15 protein-coding genes and 4 pseudogenes are annotated in these 16,199 nt (G+C 67.7%); 4 read left to right on the top strand and 15 right to left on the bottom strand.

Features of this window, described 5'->3' with window-relative positions; all coding sequences use genetic code 11:
• Positions 1–251, bottom strand: a pseudogene (locus tag AC2W7M_RS07615) (amine oxidase); the annotation flags it as partial.
• Positions 230–1,051, bottom strand: coding sequence for an FAD-dependent oxidoreductase (locus AC2W7M_RS07610; protein WP_486131381.1), 822 nt, complete (start codon positions 1,049–1,051; stop codon positions 230–232). The gene AC2W7M_RS07610 and the pseudogene AC2W7M_RS07615, both read right to left, overlap by 22 nt.
• Before the next feature lie 158 nt (positions 1,052–1,209).
• Between AC2W7M_RS07610 and AC2W7M_RS07605 the strand changes: the two genes are divergently transcribed.
• The 3 genes from AC2W7M_RS07605 to AC2W7M_RS07595 all read left to right on the top strand — a co-directional run bounded on the left by AC2W7M_RS07605 (position 1,210) and on the right by AC2W7M_RS07595 (position 2,893).
• Positions 1,210–1,572: a hypothetical protein gene (locus tag AC2W7M_RS07605; RefSeq protein ID WP_486131379.1), complete on the top strand. Its 363-nt coding sequence runs from the start codon at positions 1,210–1,212 to the stop codon at positions 1,570–1,572.
• A 143-nt stretch (positions 1,573–1,715) separates the two neighbouring features.
• Entirely contained in the window at positions 1,716–2,564 is an 849-nt protein-coding gene (locus AC2W7M_RS07600; protein ID WP_486131377.1) for a sulfurtransferase, read from the top strand.
• A gap of 14 nt (positions 2,565–2,578) precedes the next feature.
• A complete protein-coding gene (locus AC2W7M_RS07595; RefSeq protein WP_486131375.1) occupies positions 2,579–2,893 on the top strand; it encodes a hypothetical protein in 315 nt (104 codons plus the stop codon).
• A gap of 16 nt (positions 2,894–2,909) precedes the next feature.
• On the opposite strand, the pseudogene AC2W7M_RS07590 reads toward AC2W7M_RS07595, so the two are convergent.
• The 11 genes and pseudogenes from AC2W7M_RS07590 to nifH form a co-directional block, all read right to left on the bottom strand.
• Positions 2,910–3,556 (bottom strand): annotated as a pseudogene (locus AC2W7M_RS07590) (nitrogen fixation protein NifQ).
• Positions 3,557–3,596: 40 nt separating this feature from the next.
• The gene (gene fdxB / locus AC2W7M_RS07585; RefSeq protein ID WP_486131374.1) at positions 3,597–3,893 is read right to left on the bottom strand and encodes a ferredoxin III, nif-specific; all 297 of its coding nucleotides are present in this window, start codon (positions 3,891–3,893) and stop codon (positions 3,597–3,599) included.
• A 119-nt stretch (positions 3,894–4,012) separates the two neighbouring features.
• Entirely contained in the window at positions 4,013–4,213 is a 201-nt protein-coding gene (locus AC2W7M_RS07580; protein ID WP_486131372.1) for a CCE_0567 family metalloprotein, read from the bottom strand.
• Between the two features lie 23 nt (positions 4,214–4,236).
• The gene (locus tag AC2W7M_RS07575) at positions 4,237–4,728 is read right to left on the bottom strand and encodes a NifX-associated nitrogen fixation protein (RefSeq protein ID WP_486131370.1); all 492 of its coding nucleotides are present in this window, start codon (positions 4,726–4,728) and stop codon (positions 4,237–4,239) included.
• 10 nt (positions 4,729–4,738) lie between these two features.
• Complete coding sequence (gene nifX, locus AC2W7M_RS07570) at positions 4,739–5,137, bottom strand: nitrogen fixation protein NifX (RefSeq protein WP_486131368.1); 399 nt, start codon at positions 5,135–5,137, stop codon at positions 4,739–4,741.
• A gap of 23 nt (positions 5,138–5,160) precedes the next feature.
• On the bottom strand, positions 5,161–6,543 hold the full coding sequence (gene nifN, locus AC2W7M_RS07565) for a nitrogenase iron-molybdenum cofactor biosynthesis protein NifN (protein WP_486131366.1): 1,383 nt from the start codon (positions 6,541–6,543) through the stop codon (positions 5,161–5,163).
• A 4-nt stretch (positions 6,544–6,547) separates the two neighbouring features.
• Positions 6,548–6,751, bottom strand: coding sequence for a (2Fe-2S)-binding protein (locus tag AC2W7M_RS07560; RefSeq protein ID WP_486131364.1), 204 nt, complete (start codon positions 6,749–6,751; stop codon positions 6,548–6,550).
• Positions 6,748–8,465 (bottom strand): annotated as a pseudogene (gene nifE, locus AC2W7M_RS07555) (nitrogenase iron-molybdenum cofactor biosynthesis protein NifE). Before nifE ends, AC2W7M_RS07560 begins: the two are co-directional and overlap by 4 nt.
• Positions 8,466–8,625: 160 nt before the next feature.
• Positions 8,626–10,185 (bottom strand): nitrogenase molybdenum-iron protein subunit beta, encoded by a 1,560-nt coding sequence (gene nifK, locus AC2W7M_RS07550; RefSeq protein ID WP_486131362.1) that lies wholly within the window; start codon positions 10,183–10,185, stop codon positions 8,626–8,628.
• An 81-nt stretch (positions 10,186–10,266) separates the two neighbouring features.
• A pseudogene (nifD, locus tag AC2W7M_RS07545) lies at positions 10,267–11,768 on the bottom strand (nitrogenase molybdenum-iron protein alpha chain).
• A gap of 59 nt (positions 11,769–11,827) precedes the next feature.
• Positions 11,828–12,706, bottom strand: a complete 879-nt coding sequence (gene nifH / locus AC2W7M_RS07540) for a nitrogenase iron protein (RefSeq protein ID WP_121621551.1) — start codon at positions 12,704–12,706, stop codon at positions 11,828–11,830.
• 444 nt (positions 12,707–13,150) lie between these two features.
• Between nifH and AC2W7M_RS07535 the strand changes: the two genes are divergently transcribed.
• Positions 13,151–13,615: a SufE family protein gene (locus tag AC2W7M_RS07535; RefSeq protein ID WP_486131360.1), complete on the top strand. Its 465-nt coding sequence runs from the start codon at positions 13,151–13,153 to the stop codon at positions 13,613–13,615.
• A gap of 224 nt (positions 13,616–13,839) precedes the next feature.
• On the opposite strand, the gene AC2W7M_RS07530 is transcribed toward AC2W7M_RS07535, so the two are convergent.
• Both AC2W7M_RS07530 and sufD read right to left on the bottom strand, forming a co-directional pair.
• On the bottom strand, positions 13,840–15,120 hold the full coding sequence (locus tag AC2W7M_RS07530; RefSeq protein ID WP_486131358.1) for a cysteine desulfurase: 1,281 nt from the start codon (positions 15,118–15,120) through the stop codon (positions 13,840–13,842).
• A partial coding sequence (gene sufD / locus AC2W7M_RS07525) for a Fe-S cluster assembly protein SufD (RefSeq protein WP_486131356.1) occupies positions 15,117–16,199 on the bottom strand: 1,083 nt, incomplete at its 5' end. The genes sufD and AC2W7M_RS07530, both read right to left, overlap by 4 nt.

Below are 16,199 nucleotides of genomic sequence, written 5' to 3'. Positions count from 1 at the left end.
CGGGCGGCATCGAGCGCGCCCTCCAGATAGCCGGCGGCGGTGGCGGCGGTCTCCGAGCCGGCGAGGTGCAGCTTGTCCGCCATCATCGGCCGGCGCAGCAGCGGGTGGGAGACCGGGACGTGCTCCGCCTGCGGCTCGGCGCGGTCGCGCGCGGTGGCGGTGAAGGGGGCGCGCGCCCAGTCCTGGTAATGGGGCTCACCGGCCTCCAGCGGCAGACCGAACACCTGCGTCATCTGGCTGGAGATGAGCATGGGCAGGCCGGCCTCGAAGGTCTCGCGCGCCTGCGGCCCGAGCGCCAGGAAGCCCGCGAGCGCGCCGGCCGGCCGCCCTCACCGCTCGCGTCGTAGATCTCCCCCAGCACCGCCTGCTCGTGGGTGACGAAGGCGTTGCCGGTGAGACCCGCCGCGCGCCAGGAGGCGTCCGCGTAGCCGATGGCCACCTTGGCCTGCGCAGCCATCCAGGTGGCAGTGTTTTCCATGGCCTCCATCGTCTCGGCGTCGAGCGCGGGCGTGAAGGTGACGTTCGCCGCGAGGAGACGGGGCGGCAGGCACAGCACGGCGCGGCGCGCCGGCACCGCGATCTCGGCCTCATCCACGCAGAAGGTCAGCACCAGATGGTCGCCCGCATTCTCCACACGGGTCAGCACATGGCCGAGCGCGAGCGCCTGCGGGTCGAGCGCGCCCGCGAGGCCCTCCACCAGCCCGGCCATGCCGCCGGCGAGCCGGAACGCGCCGTCGTGGAAGGTCTGGCCCTCGATGCGCTTCGGCGTCTTGTCCGCCTCGGTCAGATGGAGCGTCACGCCGCCGTCGCTCTGTTCGACCCGCGACAAGCCCAGATCAGACACGAGGCGCGCCATCAGCGGCTGGGTGTCGGGCCAGAACCAGGTGGGCCCGAGGTCCAGCTTCGCGCCGCTGGCGCAATGCGCGGTGAGGATGCGCCCGCCGAGGCGGTCTCTCGCCTCGAACAGGCGGAAGGGCTGGGCGCGCCGCGCGAGCTGGCGCGCGAGCGCCAGTCCCGAAAGGCCGCCGCCGATGATGGCTGTCTCCAGCATGGCTCATCCTTGAAACGCGATCCGTTCCAAGGGGGCCTTGCAAGAATCGCGCGAGATGCTGGCCGGCAGCGTGAAACCGCGCCCGTCCGCGCCGGACCATACGCTTGGCACGCTTCTTGATCCGCACGCTCCGACGCCCGACCCCAGAGGAGTTTGCTATGAACGTGACGTCGGAATTCGCCCAATCCTCGCTGGACGAGATCAAGGCGCTGCTCGACGGCGGGACCCTCACCATCTATTCGGTGGCCCGCCCGGTCTCGGCCGACCACGCGGTGGATCGCAGCGCCGTGCTCGCCACCTTCACCTTCGCGACGCCCGCGTTCGGGCCAGCCGCCGACGGCTTCGAGACGCCGGCCTTCGTCGCCAATCCGGTGGCGGCCAACAGCGTCGGCACCCCCGGCTTCGCCCGCGCCCGCAGGGCGGACGGCACCACGGTGGCGGACTTCTCGGTCGGTCCCGGCCCGCGCGAGATCAAGCTCGCTGAGGTGTCCTGCTCGCCCGCGCGCCGGCCAGGGTGGTGAGCCTGAAGATCGACACGGAGGGCGGCTGGCCGGAGCGCCCGGACTATTACGACGCCCATCCGCGTCCCGGCTACTCCCTGCCCAAGGTGTTCTGAGCGCAGGCATTGGCACAGATGTCCGACATTCGACAGGAGATCGCGCCCATGAGCACGGCCGAACGCGGCGCCCTCGTCAGCACCGACTGGCTGGCGGACCACCTCGGCGATACCGCCGTGAAGATCCTCGACTGCACCTGGCACCACGCCTCGACCAATCTGGACGGCCGCACCCAGTATCGCGGCCGGCATTTGCCGGGCTCGGTGCATTTCGACATCGACAACATCGCCGACAAGTCCAGTCCCCTCCCCCACATGCTGCCGTCGCCGGCGGAGTTCGGGAAGAAGGTGGGGCTGCTCGGCGTCTCGAACACCGACCGCGTGATCGTCTACGACCGCCTGTTCGGCGGCTCGGCGGCGGCGCGGGTGTGGTGGATGTTCAAGGTGTTCGGCCACGACGACGTGGCGCTGCTCGACGGCGGCTACGCCAAGTGGCAGGCGGAGAAGCGGCCGGCCGAGATGGCGCCGGTGCGGCCCGAGCCCGCGACCTTCGAGGCGGCGTTCCGGCCCGAGCTGGTGCGCTCGCTGGCCGACATGAAGGCGAACCTCCACACCGGCGCCGCGCAGGTGCTGGACGCGCGCGGCCCCGCCAAGTTCGACGGCAGCCAGGAGGACGTGTTCCCGGTGAAGAAGCCGGGCCACATCCCGAGCAGCCTCAACGTGCCGTGGGGCGACTTCATCACCGAAACCGGCGCCTTCGCCGGCCCCGAGGCGATCCGCGCGCGCTTCGCCGCGGCGGGCGTCGACCTGACCCGGCCGATCGTCGCCACCTGCGCCTCCGGCACCATCTCCTGCGTGCTGGCGCTGGCGCTCCACCTCATCGGCGAGAGCGCGGCGGTCTATGACGGCTCGTTCGCCGAATGGGGCCTCGCCGACGACACGCCGATCGCCGCCTGACGGGAGCCAAGCTCATGCCGACATTGATCAAGACGACCCAGGACGGCCGCCGGCTCGAAGTTGCCGGCCTCGCCATCCTCCTGGACGGCCAGCTGGAGGCCTTCGAGCTGATCGAGGTGAAGCTGCACCCCAACCGCCGCCGCATCTGGGAGGCCATGCCGGAGGCGACCCACATTGCCGGCCGCGTGCCCCTGACGAAGGACGAGGCGGAGGCGGTGCTGGAGGCCTTCAAGCAGGCGGAGGCGGAGATCCTCAAGAGCCCGGCCGCCATCAACGAGCGCTTCCGCATCGCCGCCATGTGGAAGGCACGCGAGCAGGGGATCGAATGATCGCCGGCGCCGCGCCTCACCGTTCGGGGGCGCGCGCGATCTGAGCCGGCGGTGCGGATGCGCCCCGCACGACGACAAGCCCGCCCGCGGCGCGGTTGCGGGCGACGGCGAGGCGCGATTCCCCATCCTCGGCGCCGAAGCAGACGTTGAAGTCGTCGCACTCGGCGCACACCGGCGCGGTGCACAGCGTGAAGCCGGCGGTGCCGCAGACCATGCGGTAGAGGAACTTCTTCCACTTCATGTCATGGGAATTCTTGCGCTTCAGCGGCGCGAAGTGGCGCGCCATCAGCTCCGACAGTTCGCCGCGGTCGCGCAGCCCGAGATCCTGCCACAATGATGCGGCGCCTTGGCCCGGCGGGCGATGAGGGCGACCAGTGCCGTCTGCAGCCGGCCGCCGCCGGAGGCGTACATGGCGAGGATGTCACGGATGTTGCGCTCCTCCTCGTCCACCTCCACCGCCTGGTCCGGCACGAGCCGGGCGATGTCTTCCACGCGCCCGGGAAACATCTCGCCGACCAGCGCCAGCAGCGCGCCGCGCTCCAGCCCGAGCCCGGCAAGCGCGCTGCCGCAGCCGGCGTCCGCCTCCGACAGCGCGAGCGCGAGCACCGCCGCCACCACGTGCCGGTCGAACCGGTCGAACGCCGGTGCGGCCGGCGTTTCCATCAGGGCGCCATAGACATCGGCGGCGACCATGGGTCCCTCCTCAAGCGGCGGCGCGATCCGGGCCGTGGATCTGGCAGCTCGCCGGGCACACCCGGGCGCAGGCGCCGCAGCCGATGCAGGCGCCGCTGTCGTGCATGGCCATCACCTTCTTCTCGATCTCGTCGTCCTCGTCGTCGTCGAGCAGGACGAGCTCGCCCTCCTCGTTGATCCCCTTGAGGATCATGACGTCGCGGCCGCAGACCTTGTAGCAGCGGCCGCAGCCGATGCATTTGTTCTTGTCGATGTCGAGCAGGTAATCGGGCTGCCAGGCGCGCCCGTCGCGGGTTTCGTTTGACATGGCTCTTCAGCCCTTTCCAAAGCTCTGCCTGCGGCGGTCCGGTCCAGTGCGGACCGCCGTTGGTACCTGCATTCGGCAATTTCAGCGCGGCGCCGGGGCCGAGGCGCGCTGGCCTCGGCTCAGGCGGCTTCCAGGCTCTTCAGCTCGGCGCGCTTCTTCTCCAGCTCGGCGAAGGCGTCATGCGCCTTCTTCGCCACGTCCATGATCTGTTCCCAGTTGATGGGCAGCTCTTCCGAAAGGTCGTGCAGGTCCATCTTGGACTGCGTGGCCTTGGCGGAGAGCTTCTTCAGTTCGGCCTTGAGGGCTTCCACATCGCTCATGGGGCACCTTTTACTTGGAGCTTTCAGTAATTGGCGACGGCCGGGAACTTCTCGATCATCTCGATGCCCGACTTGACGAACTTGTCGCCTTCCTCGGCGAGCTTGGCGAGATTGTCGAAGCCGTAGCGGTGCACGTCGCGCAGCTGCTTGTTGACGACGATGAGCCGGCCGCCGATGAGCACCATGCGGCCGAAGCCCTCGTGGCTCATCTTCAGCATGGGGGAGATCATCACCCCGGTGGCCTTCTCGATGGACAGGCACACCGCGTTGAAGAACAGCTCCATGCGCCAGATGGTGTCGGGATCGGGATCGCCGATGATCGGCAGCGCGCGGCGCGCCTCCTTGTCGACGATGTAGGGCTCCAGCAGTTCCAGGTCCGCCTTGCCCTCCCAGGCGCCGTGCGAATCCTGCGCGCGCCAGATCTTGATCAGCTCCTTGATGAAGGGGTGATCCTTGGCGGCCGCGATCGCCGCCTCCCGGGCGGCGTCCTTGTCGATAACCGGCGCGTCGGACATGGTTTCTTCCTCACTCGTCGTCGAAGTCGAAGCTGCGGTCCTGACCCTTGCCCATGACCTTGCGCAGCCAGGGCGGCGGATTCCCCTTGAGCACGCCCTCCAGCTTCACGATGAGATCGGAAATCTCCTCGGGCTGGGCGACCTTCATGGGGTGGATGTTGTTGGCCACCACGCGCGCGGCGCCGGAGCCGCCGATGGCGGCCACATAGAGGATGGCGCAGTCCTTGATCGCCTCGATCTTCGGGGCGAGCTTGTCCTCGTTGCCATCCTCCTTGAGGTCGCCGTCGAACGCGATCGCCTCGACGAAGTGGTGGCCCTCCGGCCCCACCTCGTAGATGGCAATGTTCTTGGCCCAGCCGAAATGCGCGTCCACGCGCTTGAGGTCCTGGGTGGCGAAAGCGACTTTCATGGGCGGATCCCCTTCACGCTCGACTAGTGGGAGGTGGGCGCGGCGGCGCCGTGGCCGTGCGCATCGCCGCCCGCCCAGGTGTCCGGCGTCGGCTCGTGGTTCTCCTCGTGGTCGGCCATCACCAGGTTCGCCAGATGGAAGACGAGGTCGCGCGTGCCGCGGTAACCCACCGAGAGCAGGTGTCCGGCGCCGAGACGGTCGAACATGGGAATGCCCACGCGGTAGAAGGGAATCTTGAGCCGCGCCGCCGCCTGGCGGCCGTGGGAATGGGTGACGAGCAGGTCGCCGCCGCGCTCCTTGGCCCGCGTCTCCAGGTCCTCCAAATCGCCGATCAGCACCTCGTCGGCAGGCAGGCGCTCCAGCACCGGCGACGGGGTGGTGGTGACGGCGGCCACCAGGTGGCCGCCCATTTCGTGCAGGAACGAGCCCACGTCGAACAGCAAATCGGGCTCCGCGCCCATGGCGACCTTGCGGCCGCCGAGATGGAAGTGTCCGTCCAGCATGGCGTCCACCAATTGGCCGCGCTGGCGGCGATACTTCAGCGGCACCGGCCGGCCCGAGATCTGGGAGAGGTGCATGATGAAGGCATCGTTGGGCGCAAGCCCGCACAGGCGCTCGAACAGCACAAAGGGCACCCCGGATTTCTTTTCCATCGCCTCGCCGGCGCGGCGCATCTGGGCGCCGATGCAGAGGGTGTGCGCCGCCTCGGCGAGCGTCGCGATCTCCTCGACGCCGATGCCGCCGATGGTGGTGGGGGAGAAGTCTTCCGGGATGTGTCCGTCCAGCGAGGCGGCGAGGTCCGGCAGGAAGGAGGGCTTGAGGCCGAAATCCTCGATGATGGTGCGCAGTTCGTCGAGATCGCCGGGGGTCAGGTGGCAGCCGGGCAGCACGGTGACACGGCTCTCGTCCTTCGGCGTGCCGAGGGCGGGCTTCACCAGCACCTCAACCATTTTGGCCACGGTCTTTTCCCAGCCGTCCTGGAACGCATCCTTGAAGTCGGGGGTGGAGACATAGACCATCGGGAAATCGGCAAGCTGGGGGTGCTTCTCGCGGATCAGCTTGATGTAGCCGTCCACGTCGTCGCCCTTGGTCTCGGTGACGCCGGTGGAGCAGATGCCGATCATCTCCGGCTTGGTCCGGTTGTAGATGTTGAGGATCGCCTGCTCGACGTTCTCGTAGCCGCCCAGCACGGTCGCCACCTCGCTCATGGCGGTGGTCTGCATGGGGATGGCTTCCTTGAAGTGGCGCACGAACAGCACCAGGCCGAACGAGGTGCACCCCTGCGAGCCGTGCAGCAGTGGCATGGACTTGCGCACGCCCATGAAGGCGAGCGCACCGCCGATGGGCTGGCTCATCTTCAGCGGGTTCACCGCGCACGCCTTCTTGGGAACCGTGACGATGGCCATGGCGCTACTCCGCCGCTTCGAGGGCGGGGGCGAGAAGGCTGTCGAGCAGGCTCTCGATGCGCTCCTCGCAATTGCCGCAGCCGGTATTGGCGTCGGTCGCCGCGCGCACCTCGGCGATGTTCCTGAGCCCCTTCTCGCGCACCAGGTCCTCGATGGTGCCGACGGTGACGTTCTTGCAGCCACAGGCCTTGCGGGCGCGGCGCTTCAATTCCGCAGCGAGCGGATCGGGCGCGATCTCCGGCGCAGGCGGGCAGCCGGCGCGGGAGGCGGGGCGGCGACAACGCCCATGGCCTCGAAGATCTCCTCGATCCGCCCGCTGCAGGCCCCGCAGCCGCCGGAGGCGTGGGTGTGCGTGCGCACGCCCTCCACCGTGGTCAGCGCGTGAGCCGTCACGGCGTCCTCGATGGTACCGAGGTCGACGCTCTTGCAGTTGCAGATTTTCTTGGTCCGGCGGGCGGCCTCCGCCTTCACGGGATCGGCGGCGAGCGCGGCGGCCTCCGCCTCCATCTCGGCGAGGGCGCGGTTCTGCCAGGAATTCTCAGGGCTGTCCCAGGGGGCGGGCTTGCGCACCTGTTCCCACACCGGATTGTAGAGCGCCTTGTCGATCTCCTCGACCAGCTTCACCATGCCCACATAGCCCATATAGGCGTGGTGGCGTTCCTGGTTGATGTCGAGCCAGGGCATCGCGGCCTTCAGCGCGATGAACTGCGAGCGGCCGCCGGAGAGCATGATGTCGGCCTTCGCATCCTTGAGCATCTTGTACATTTCGCGCGGCGTCATGTCCTCGATCATGTGGGCGTCCTGGCCCATCAGCTCCTTGATGCGCTCCTTGTCCTCCTTGGTGGACTTCTTCACCGAGGTGCCCACAAGGTCGAGGCCGGCCTCCTGGAGCGCGGCGACGACCGACCAGGACTTCACGCCGCCGGTGATGAGCAGCACCTTCTTGCCGGCGAAGCGCGGCTTGAACTTGGCGATCGCGTCCCAGGCCTTCTTCTCCTCGCGGGCGATGAGCGCCTCGGTGCGCGCCATCAGCTCGGCATCGGCGCCGCGCTCGATGAGCATGCGCGCGATCTCGCGCAGCGAGTCGGAGGAATCCTCGATGCCGTAGAACGAGCCCTCGAAGAACGGGATGCCGTAGCGCTCCTCCATCTTGCGGGCGACGTTGATCATGGCCTTGGAGCACACCATCATCGCCGCCTTGGCGCGGTGCGAGGAGGCGACGTCCTTGTACTTCCCGTCGCCGGAGATGCAGGCGAGGATGCGGATGCCGAGCTCGTCCAGCAGCGGCTTGATCTGCCATAATTCGCCGGAGAGATTGTATTCGCCGATGATGTTGATGTCGTAAGGCGTCGTGTATTCCGGCTCCTCGGTGCCGATGACATGGTCGAGGATGGCCTCGCCCGCGAGCTTGTTGCCGAGATTCTTTGGGCCGACGAAGCCGGGCGCGTTCACCGGGATCACCGGCGTGCCGAACTTCTCCTTCGCCGCCTTGCAGACCGCGTCGATGTCGTCGCCGATCATGGCGGGCACGCAGGTCTGGTAGACGAAGATCGCCGGCGGGTCGTACTTCTCGATGATCTCGCGGATCGACTTGAACAGCCGCTTCTCGCCGCCGAACACCACGTCGGTCTCGTTGATGTCGGTGGTGAAGGAGGTGCGCCAGAGGTTCGAGCCGGAGGATTTCGCGCCGCGATTGTCCCAGCTATTGCCCTCGCAGGCGATGGGGCCGTGCACCAGGTGGGCGACGTCCGTGAAGGGCTGGAGCGCGATCTTCGCGCCGTCGAAGGCGCAGCCGCCGGCGGCGCGCCGGGCTGCAGCTGCTTGGTGCAGCTCCTTTTCTTCTCGGCGTCGGACTTGTTCTGGTTCTTCGCGCAGCCGGGCTCGTTGAAGACCTCCTGGATCGTGGCCGAGAGCGAACTCATGGGTCTCACTCCTTCATCGAGCGGTTGGCGGCGAGCGGACGGCGGCGGGCGTTGGATGTCTGTCGGTCGCGCCCACGGCGCGCGGGCCGGGGTCGCCGCAAAATCTCCTGGAGGAAAACGCCCGGGCGCGAGGCCCGGGCGGGTCGTGCGTGCGCTTCGGTCAGCGGATGATGTCGAAGCTGTAGTCGGTCTTGGACGGCACGTTGGTGTTGCGGTCGATCTCGTCGAAGATCTTGTCGAGGATCGTGATCAGCACGTTCATGCCGCCCTGATAGCCCCACACCGGACGGCGGTGGTGGTGGTGGCGGTCGAACACCGGGAAGCCGATGCGGATCAGCGGCGTGCCGGTGTCGCGCTCGAGATACTTGCCGTAGGTGTTGCCGATCAGGAAATCGACCGGCTCCGTGAACAGGAGCGAGCGCATGTGCCACAGGTCCTTGCCGGGATATGCCTTGCAGTTGGCGCCGAACGGCGAGGTGTCGAACAGCGCCTGCACCTTGTCGGCCCATTTCTGGGTGCCGTTGGTGGCGAGCACGTGGGTCGGCTCGGCGCCCAGCTCCAAAAGGAAGGCGGCAAGGCCGAGGCACAGGTCCGGATCGCCGTAGATCGCGAATTTCTTGCCGTGGATGTGGGCGTTCGAGTCGGCGATGGCGTCCACCAGGCGGCCGCGCTCCTTGGCGAGCTCCTCGGGGATCTCCTTGCCGGTGAGGCGGGCGATCTCCATGAGGAAGCGGTCGGTGCCGCCGACGCCGACGGGGTGGTTGAGCGCCACCACCTGCTGGCCGTGATTGGCGATCATGGGCAGGGTCTTCTCGGTGCAGTATTCCTGCATCGAGATGGTGGCCTTGGCGTGGAGCGCGTTCGCCGCCTCCTCCAGCGTGGTGCCGCCGTCATACATGCGGAACTCGCCGTCGGTGGGGGTGTCGAACACCTCCGAATTGTCAACCAGGATGGTGTGGTCGACGCCGAACAGGTTGAAGATGCGCTTTACCTCGCGGGTGTTGCCGACCGTGTAGCCGTCGAACCCGCCGATGAAGTTGATGCTCTCGTTGGGCGCACGCTCCAGCTTCGGCGCGGTGCCGGCCTTTCCGTCCCAGAAGTGCTCGAGGATGCCCTTGAGCGCGTTGTCGTAGCCGGTGACGTGGCTGCCGACGAACGCCGGGGTGTGGGCGAAGGGCACGTCGAACTCGGCCGGGACCGAGCCCTTTTCCTTCGAGGTCTTGATGAAGGCGTTGAGGTCGTCGCCGATCACTTCCGCCATGCAGGTGGTGGAGACGGCGATCATCTTCGGCTTGTACATGGAATAGGTGTTGGCGAGGCCGTCAATCATGTTGTTGAGGCCGCCGAACACCGCCGCGTCCTCGGTCATGGACGAGGAGACGCACGAGGACGGCTCCTTGAAGTGGCGCGAGAGGTGCGAGCGGTAGTAAGCCACGCAGCCCTGCGAGCCGTGCACGAAGGGAATGGTCCCCTCGAAGCCCACCGCCACGAACACCGCGCCGAGCGGCTGGCAGGCCTTGGCGGGGTTCACGGTGAGCGCCTCGCGGGCGAAGTTCAGCTCCTTGTATTCGGGCGTCTTGGCCCATTCCCGCACGCGCTCGACTTCGGCCGGATCGCGGGGGTTCTCGAACATCTTCTTCTTGTTGGCCAGCATCTGCTGGTACTCGGGACCACGGAAAAGCTCGAAGTGATCGAGCACATTGTCAGCACTCTGTGGCATGACGAACCCCTTTGATCTCTCGAATTGGCGATTGTCCGCCGTGCGCCCCCGCCCGGAGGCGGGGGCGGCGTGGCGGAAGGTTCATTCCGCCGCCAGGAGGGTGGGCTTGGGCGCCGCCTTCCAGGGCGCCTGCGTCATCTTCCAGACCGGCGAGTTGATGGCCATGTCCATGTCGCGCGCGAAGATCGCGAAGCCGTCATAGCCGTGGTAGGGGCCGGAATAGTCCCAGGAATGCATCTGGCGGAACGGCACGCCCATCTTCTGGAACACGTACTTTTCCTTGATGCCCGAGCCGACCAGGTCCGGCTGAATCTTCTCGACGAACTTCTCGAACTCGTAGCCGGTCACGTCGTCATAGATGATGGTGCCATCCTTGACGTAGTGCTGGGCCGTGCGCTGGTAGTCGTCGTTGTGGGCGAACTCGTAGCCCGTACCGACCACTTCCATGCCCAGGTCCTCATAGGCGCCGATGACGTGACGGGGACGCAGGCCACCCACGTACAGCATCACGGTCTTGCCCTCGAGGCGCGGGCGATACTTGGCGATCACCGCGTCCATCAGCGGCTGGTACTTGGCGATGACGCGCTCCGCGCCCTCCTTGATCTTGTCGTCGAAGTAGCTGGCGATCTTGCGCAGCGACTCCGCGATCTTGGACGGGCCGAAGAAGTTGTACTCGCACCACGGGATCCCGTACTTCTCTTCCATGTGGCGCGAGATGTAGTTCATCGAGCGGTAGCAGTGCAGCACGTTGAGCTTGGCCTTCGGGGTGGCCTCCAGCTCGGCGAGCGAACCGTCGCCCGACCACTGCGCCACCACGCGCAGGCCCATCTCCTCGAGCAGGATGCGCGAGGACCAGGCGTCGCCGCCGATGTTGTAGTCGCCGATGATGGCGACGTCGTAGGGCGACGGCTCGAAGCGCGGCGCCGCGTCGGCCGGAATCTTGTCGAAGATCCAGTCGCGGATGGCGTCGTTGGCGATGTGGTGGCCGAGCGACTGCGACACGCCGCGGAAGCCCTCGCACCGCACCGGCACGATGGTCTTGCCGTCATACTCCTTGGACTTCGCCTTGGAGACCGCCTCGATGTCGTCGCCGATGAGCCCGATCGGCATTCGGACTGCACCGTGATGCCGTTGTTCAGCGGGAACAGTTCCTGGATCTCGTCCATGATCTTGGCAAGCTTCTTGTCGCCGCCGAAGACGATGTCCTTTTCCTGGAAATCGGACGTGAACTGCATCGTCACGAAGGTGTCGATGCCGGTCGTGCCGATGTAATAGTTGCGGCGGGCGGCCCAGCTATACTGGCCGCAGCCCACCGGTCCGTGGGAGATGTGGATCATGTCCTTGATCGGACCCCACACCACGCCCTTGGAGCCGGCATAGGCGCAGCCGCGGATGGTCATCACGCCCGGGATGGACTTGATATTGGACTTCACGCCGCAGTCCGACTTGCCGGCCTCGTGCACGTTGAGGTGCTTGGCGCGGCGCTTGGCGGTCTTCTCCGGATAGACCTTCAAGACCTCGTCGATGATTTCCTTGTTGCGCGCCTTGATCTCGGCGACGCTCTGGGATTGAGCCAGGCTCATCTTGGATCTCTCGCTTTAGAGGGCGGTGGCCGGCCCGCCGGGGGCCGGCCGTCGGGGTGTCAGACGGCGAGTTCGGCGGCGGTCTTGCCGACTTCGCTCTCGTCCACGGACTTCATGATGCCGTGCTCCATGAGCATGTCCTCGAGCTCGTCCATGGTGATCGGCGTCGGGATGATGCCCTTGCCGCCATTGTTGTGGACGCGCTCCGCAAGGTTCCGGTAGTGCTGTGCCTGCTGGCTCTCCGGCGCATACTCGATCACCGTCATGCGCCGCAGCTCCGCGTGCTGCACGATGTTGTCGCGCGGCACGAAGTAGATCAGCTTGGTGCCGAGCTTCGCCGCCAGCGCCTCCGCCAGCTCCAGCTCCTTGTCGGTCTGGCGCTCGTTGCACACCAGCCCGCCCAGGCGCACGCCGCCGGAATTGGCGTACTTCAGGATGCCCTTCGAGATGTTGTTGGCCGCATACATGGCCATCATCTCGCCGGACATGACGATGTAGATCTCCTGCGCCTTGTTCTCGCGGATCGGCATCGCGAAGCCGCCGCACACCACGTCGCCCAGCACGTCGTAGGACACGTAGTCGATGTCCTCGTAGGCGCCGTTCTCCTCCAGGAAGTTGATCGAGGTGATGACGCCGCGCCCGGCGCAGCCCACGCCCGGCTCCGGACCGCCCGATTCCACGCAGCGGATGTCCTGGAAGCCGACCTTCATCACGTCCTCGATCTCGAGGTCCTCCACCGAGCCGGCGTTCGCCGCCAGCGACAGGATGGTGTCCTGCGCCTTGGCGTGCAGGATCAGGCGGGTCGAGTCCGCCTTCGGGTCGCAGCCCACGATCAGGATGCGGTGCCCCATCTGCGCCAGCGCCGCCAGCGTGTTCTGGGACGTCGTCGACTTGCCGATGCCCCCCTTCCCGTAAAACGCGATCTGTCTCAGCGACATCTTGCTCTCCTCAGGCCTTGTGCGGATGCCGCGCGCCCAAACCTGCGCGGCCCAGTTCTCGATCGTCCTGTGACCGCGGCGCGGGTGCGGATCTGCTTCTCCCCACCGAGGCGCGCCGGCGGTCGCGGTGCACCCGAAATGGACTTAAGCAACCCGCGTGCCATGACTTTTCGTTCTTGAAAATCGTTCAAATCTAATGGGATACATCCGGCCCCCCGGCGCGGCCGGGCCTGTTCTGAACCCGACATCCAGCATCGCCTTCGACCTGGCGTGCGGCCGCGCTGTCCGAAACGGGACAAGATGTGTCGACCCCTGCCGCAAGAAGAATTCCCGTAACTACGCATATTTACGGAGGTCCGACCGAGACGCCGCCGCGCGGTACGGTGTTTGCTTGGGCGGACTCGAGGGTGCATGCGCCGGCCGCGCATCGCCGGGAGAGCGACCATGACCCCATCGATCACCGCCGCAAGCACGGCCCCCCTGCCGCCCGTGGCCGAGATCGCCGAGAATTTCGCGCTGCTCGACCAGTGGGACGACCGCTACCGCTATGTGATCGAGCTCGGCCGCGCCTTGCCCGAGATGCCGGCGGCGCTGCGCACGGAGGCCACCAAGGTGCAGGGCTGCGCCAGCCAGGTGTGGCTCTTCACCGAGGTGCGGGACGCGGGCGCAGGCCCCGTGCTGACCTTCGCCGGCGACAGCGACGCGCACATCGTGCGCGGGCTGGTGGCGATCCTCTTGGCGCGCTTTTCGGGGGCGACGGCCCAGGAGATTCTCGCCACCGACGCCCTCGCCTTCTTCGCTGCGCTGGGGCTGAGGGAGCACCTCACCCCGCAGCGCTCGAACGGCCTGCGCTCCATGGTGGAGCGCATCCGCCGGGATGCGGCGGAGGCGCAGGCGGTGGCGGCGTGAGGACGGGCGTCGCCTCGACCTTTTTGCCGTCGCGTTGCGGCCAAAGCCGCCGTCATGCCCCGGCTTGACCGGAGCATCCATGCGCAACGCATAGGTGCCGGGCATCGCAGTTCTTGGCGTTTGGCGCCGCGGCCGCCTGAGCCCTCCGGTGAAGCCGGAGGGCGACGGCGCGCGGAGGGTCGACGGCGCGCGCAGGACCCGGAGGACCGGCGCTTTCCCAATCCTCAGGCGAACATCGCCTGCGCCTTCTTCAGCGCTGCCGCCAGGGCGTCCACTTCCTCCTTCGTGCTGTAGAGCGCGAACGAGGCGCGGCAGGTGGCGGAGACGCCGAAGCGCTCCAGGAGCGGCATGGCACAGTGGGTGCCGGCGCGCACGGCGATGCCGTCGCGGTCGATCAGGGTCGCGAAGTCGTGGGCGTGGCCCCCCGCCATCTCGAACGAGACGATGGCGCCCTTGTCCTTCGCCCGGCCGATGATGCGCAGCGTGTTCAGCTCGGCGAGGCGCTCGTGCGCATAGGCGGTCAGCGCGCCCTCATGGGCCCGGATGCGCGCCTTGCCGATGGAGGCGATATAGTCGAGCGCCGCGCCGAGGCCGATGGCCTGGACGATGGGCGGCGTGCCGGCCTCGAAGCGGTGCGGCGGCGCGCCATAGGTGACGGTGTCGCACGTCACGGTGCGGATCATCTCGCCGCCGCCGTTGAAGGGCGGCATGGCGGCGAGCAGGTCGAACTTGCCGTAGAGCGCGCCGATGCCGGTCGGCCCGTAGAGCTTGTGGCCGGTCACCACGTAGAAGTCGCAGTCGAGATCCTGCACGTCCACGTCGAGATGCACCGCCCCCTGCGAGCCGTCCACCAGCACCGGGATGCCGCGCGCGTGGGCGAGCCGCACCACCTCCTTCACCGGGACCGTGGTGCCGAGCACATTGGACATCTGGGTGATGGCGACGAGCCGGGTGCGGTCGGTGAGGAGCTTCTCGAACTCCTCGATCAGGAAGTTGCCGTCCTCGTCCACCGGCGCCCATTTCAGCACCGCGCCCTTCTCCTCCCGCAGGAAGTGCCAGGGCACGATATTGGCGTGGTGCTCCATGATGGAGAGGACGATCTCGTCGCCGGCGCCGATATGGGCGCGCCCCCAGGTGGCGGCGACGAGGTTGATGGCCTCGGTGGCGGAGCGGGTGAAGACGATCTCCTCCGGCCGCCCGGCATTGAGGAAGCGCCGCACGCTCTCTCGCGCGCTTTCATAGGCCTCCGACGCCGCGTTGGCGAGATAATGCAGACCGCGATGGACGTTGGCATATTCGCGCGTCTCGGCGAACCGCATGCGGTCCAGAACCTGGAGCGGCTTCTGGGCCGAGGCGCCGTTGTCGAGATAGACCAGCCTTTTCCCGTAGACCTCCATGTGGAGGATCGGGAAGTCCTGGCGGATCAGCTCCACGTCGTAGCCGCCGCCGGCGACCGCGGGATGGAGGGCGAGCGCGCCCTCGGGCGGGGTGACCGGGCTGTTCATGGCCGCGCCAGGAGAAAAGCGCGGATGGCGCCCATGAGCGCGTCGCGCACCGCCTCGTCCTCGATCTGGTCCACCACCTCGCCGACGAAGGCCTCGATGAGCAGCGCCTCGGCCTCCTTTTCGGGAATGCCGCGGGCCATGAGGTAGAATTTCTGGTTCGCGTCGAGCGCGCCGGCGGTGCAGCCGTGGCCGCACTGCACGTCGTCGGCGAAAATCTCCAGCTCCGGCTTGGCGTTCGCTTCGGCGGTGTCGGAGAGCAGCAGCGCGCGGCTCATCATGCGCGCGTCTGTCTTCTGCGCCGCCTGGCGCACGCTGATGCGCCCCTGGAACACGTCGCGCGCGGCGCCGTCGAGCACGGCGCGGAACGCCTCCCGGCTCTCGCAGCGCGGCGCCGCATGCTCCATGGCGAGCGTCGTATCCGCATGCTGGCGGCCGGACAGGAGGCTCGCGCTGCAGACATGCGCCACCGTGTCGGCGCCGTCGAGGCGGATGGCGAGCTGGTTGCGCACCAGCGCCCCGCCCAGTACGAAGCCGGCCTCGCTGAAGGCGGCCTGCGTTCCCACGCGCACATTGAGGCTCGCCAGATGCTGCGCGCCGGAGCCCTCCGCCGTGACCTTGACGCGGGCGACCTTGGCGCCGTCGCCGGCGACGATCTCCAGCGCGCCGTTGACCTGGTAGGCGATGTCCGCCGGCCCCTCATGGGTCTCGATGAGGCTGACGCTCGCCTCCTCCTCCGCCACCAGGAGCGAGCGCACGACCAGCGCCGCCGGGGCGGCAAGATCGGCCACGTGGACGATGTGGATCGGCCGCGCGAGCGCGGTGCCCCTGGCGACATGGATCACCACGCCGTCGCCCATGAGCGCGGCATTGAGCGCCAGTACCGCATCGTCCGACGGCACCACCTGGCCGAGATGGGCCGTCACCAGCGGATCGCCCTGCGCCAGCGCCGCGGCCATGGAGCCGATGGCGAGGCCCGGCTCGGGCGCAAGGTCCGACAGTTGGGGCACGAACACGCCATTGACCACATAAAGCCGGCGCGCCGGAACGGCGGCGAACAGCGCGCCCTTGTCGGCGGCCCG

It is taken from the genome of Xanthobacter sp. BG11Y11_SDJG (genome assembly GCF_057364445.1).
Note: the sequence above shows the minus strand (reverse complement) of the source record. Positions and strands in the feature narration are given on the sequence as shown.

Bases quoted from the DNA above. Each gene is read 5' to 3' on its own strand.
- AC2W7M_RS07600 (WP_486131377.1), top strand. From the start codon at position 1,716: ATGAGCACGGCCGAACGCGGCGCCCTCGTCAGCACCGACTGGCTGGCG.
- AC2W7M_RS07580 (WP_486131372.1), bottom strand. From the start codon at position 4,213: ATGAGCGATGTGGAAGCCCTCAAGGCCGAACTGAAGAAGCTCTCCGCC.
- AC2W7M_RS07575 (WP_486131370.1), bottom strand. From the start codon at position 4,728: ATGTCCGACGCGCCGGTTATCGACAAGGACGCCGCCCGGGAGGCGGCG.
- AC2W7M_RS07595 (WP_486131375.1), top strand. From the start codon at position 2,579: ATGCCGACATTGATCAAGACGACCCAGGACGGCCGCCGGCTCGAAGTT.
- nifK (WP_486131362.1), bottom strand. From the start codon at position 10,185: ATGCCACAGAGTGCTGACAATGTGCTCGATCACTTCGAGCTTTTCCGT.
- fdxB (WP_486131374.1), bottom strand. From the start codon at position 3,893: ATGTCAAACGAAACCCGCGACGGGCGCGCCTGGCAGCCCGATTACCTG.
- AC2W7M_RS07610 (WP_486131381.1), bottom strand. From the start codon at position 1,051: ATGCTGGAGACAGCCATCATCGGCGGCGGCCTTTCGGGACTGGCGCTC.
- AC2W7M_RS07605 (WP_486131379.1), top strand. From the start codon at position 1,210: ATGAACGTGACGTCGGAATTCGCCCAATCCTCGCTGGACGAGATCAAG.
- nifH (WP_121621551.1), bottom strand. From the start codon at position 12,706: ATGTCGCTGAGACAGATCGCGTTTTACGGGAAGGGGGGCATCGGCAAG.
- nifX (WP_486131368.1), bottom strand. From the start codon at position 5,137: ATGAAAGTCGCTTTCGCCACCCAGGACCTCAAGCGCGTGGACGCGCAT.
- nifN (WP_486131366.1), bottom strand. From the start codon at position 6,543: ATGGCCATCGTCACGGTTCCCAAGAAGGCGTGCGCGGTGAACCCGCTG.
- AC2W7M_RS07535 (WP_486131360.1), top strand. From the start codon at position 13,151: ATGACCCCATCGATCACCGCCGCAAGCACGGCCCCCCTGCCGCCCGTG.
- AC2W7M_RS07530 (WP_486131358.1), bottom strand. From the start codon at position 15,120: ATGAACAGCCCGGTCACCCCGCCCGAGGGCGCGCTCGCCCTCCATCCC.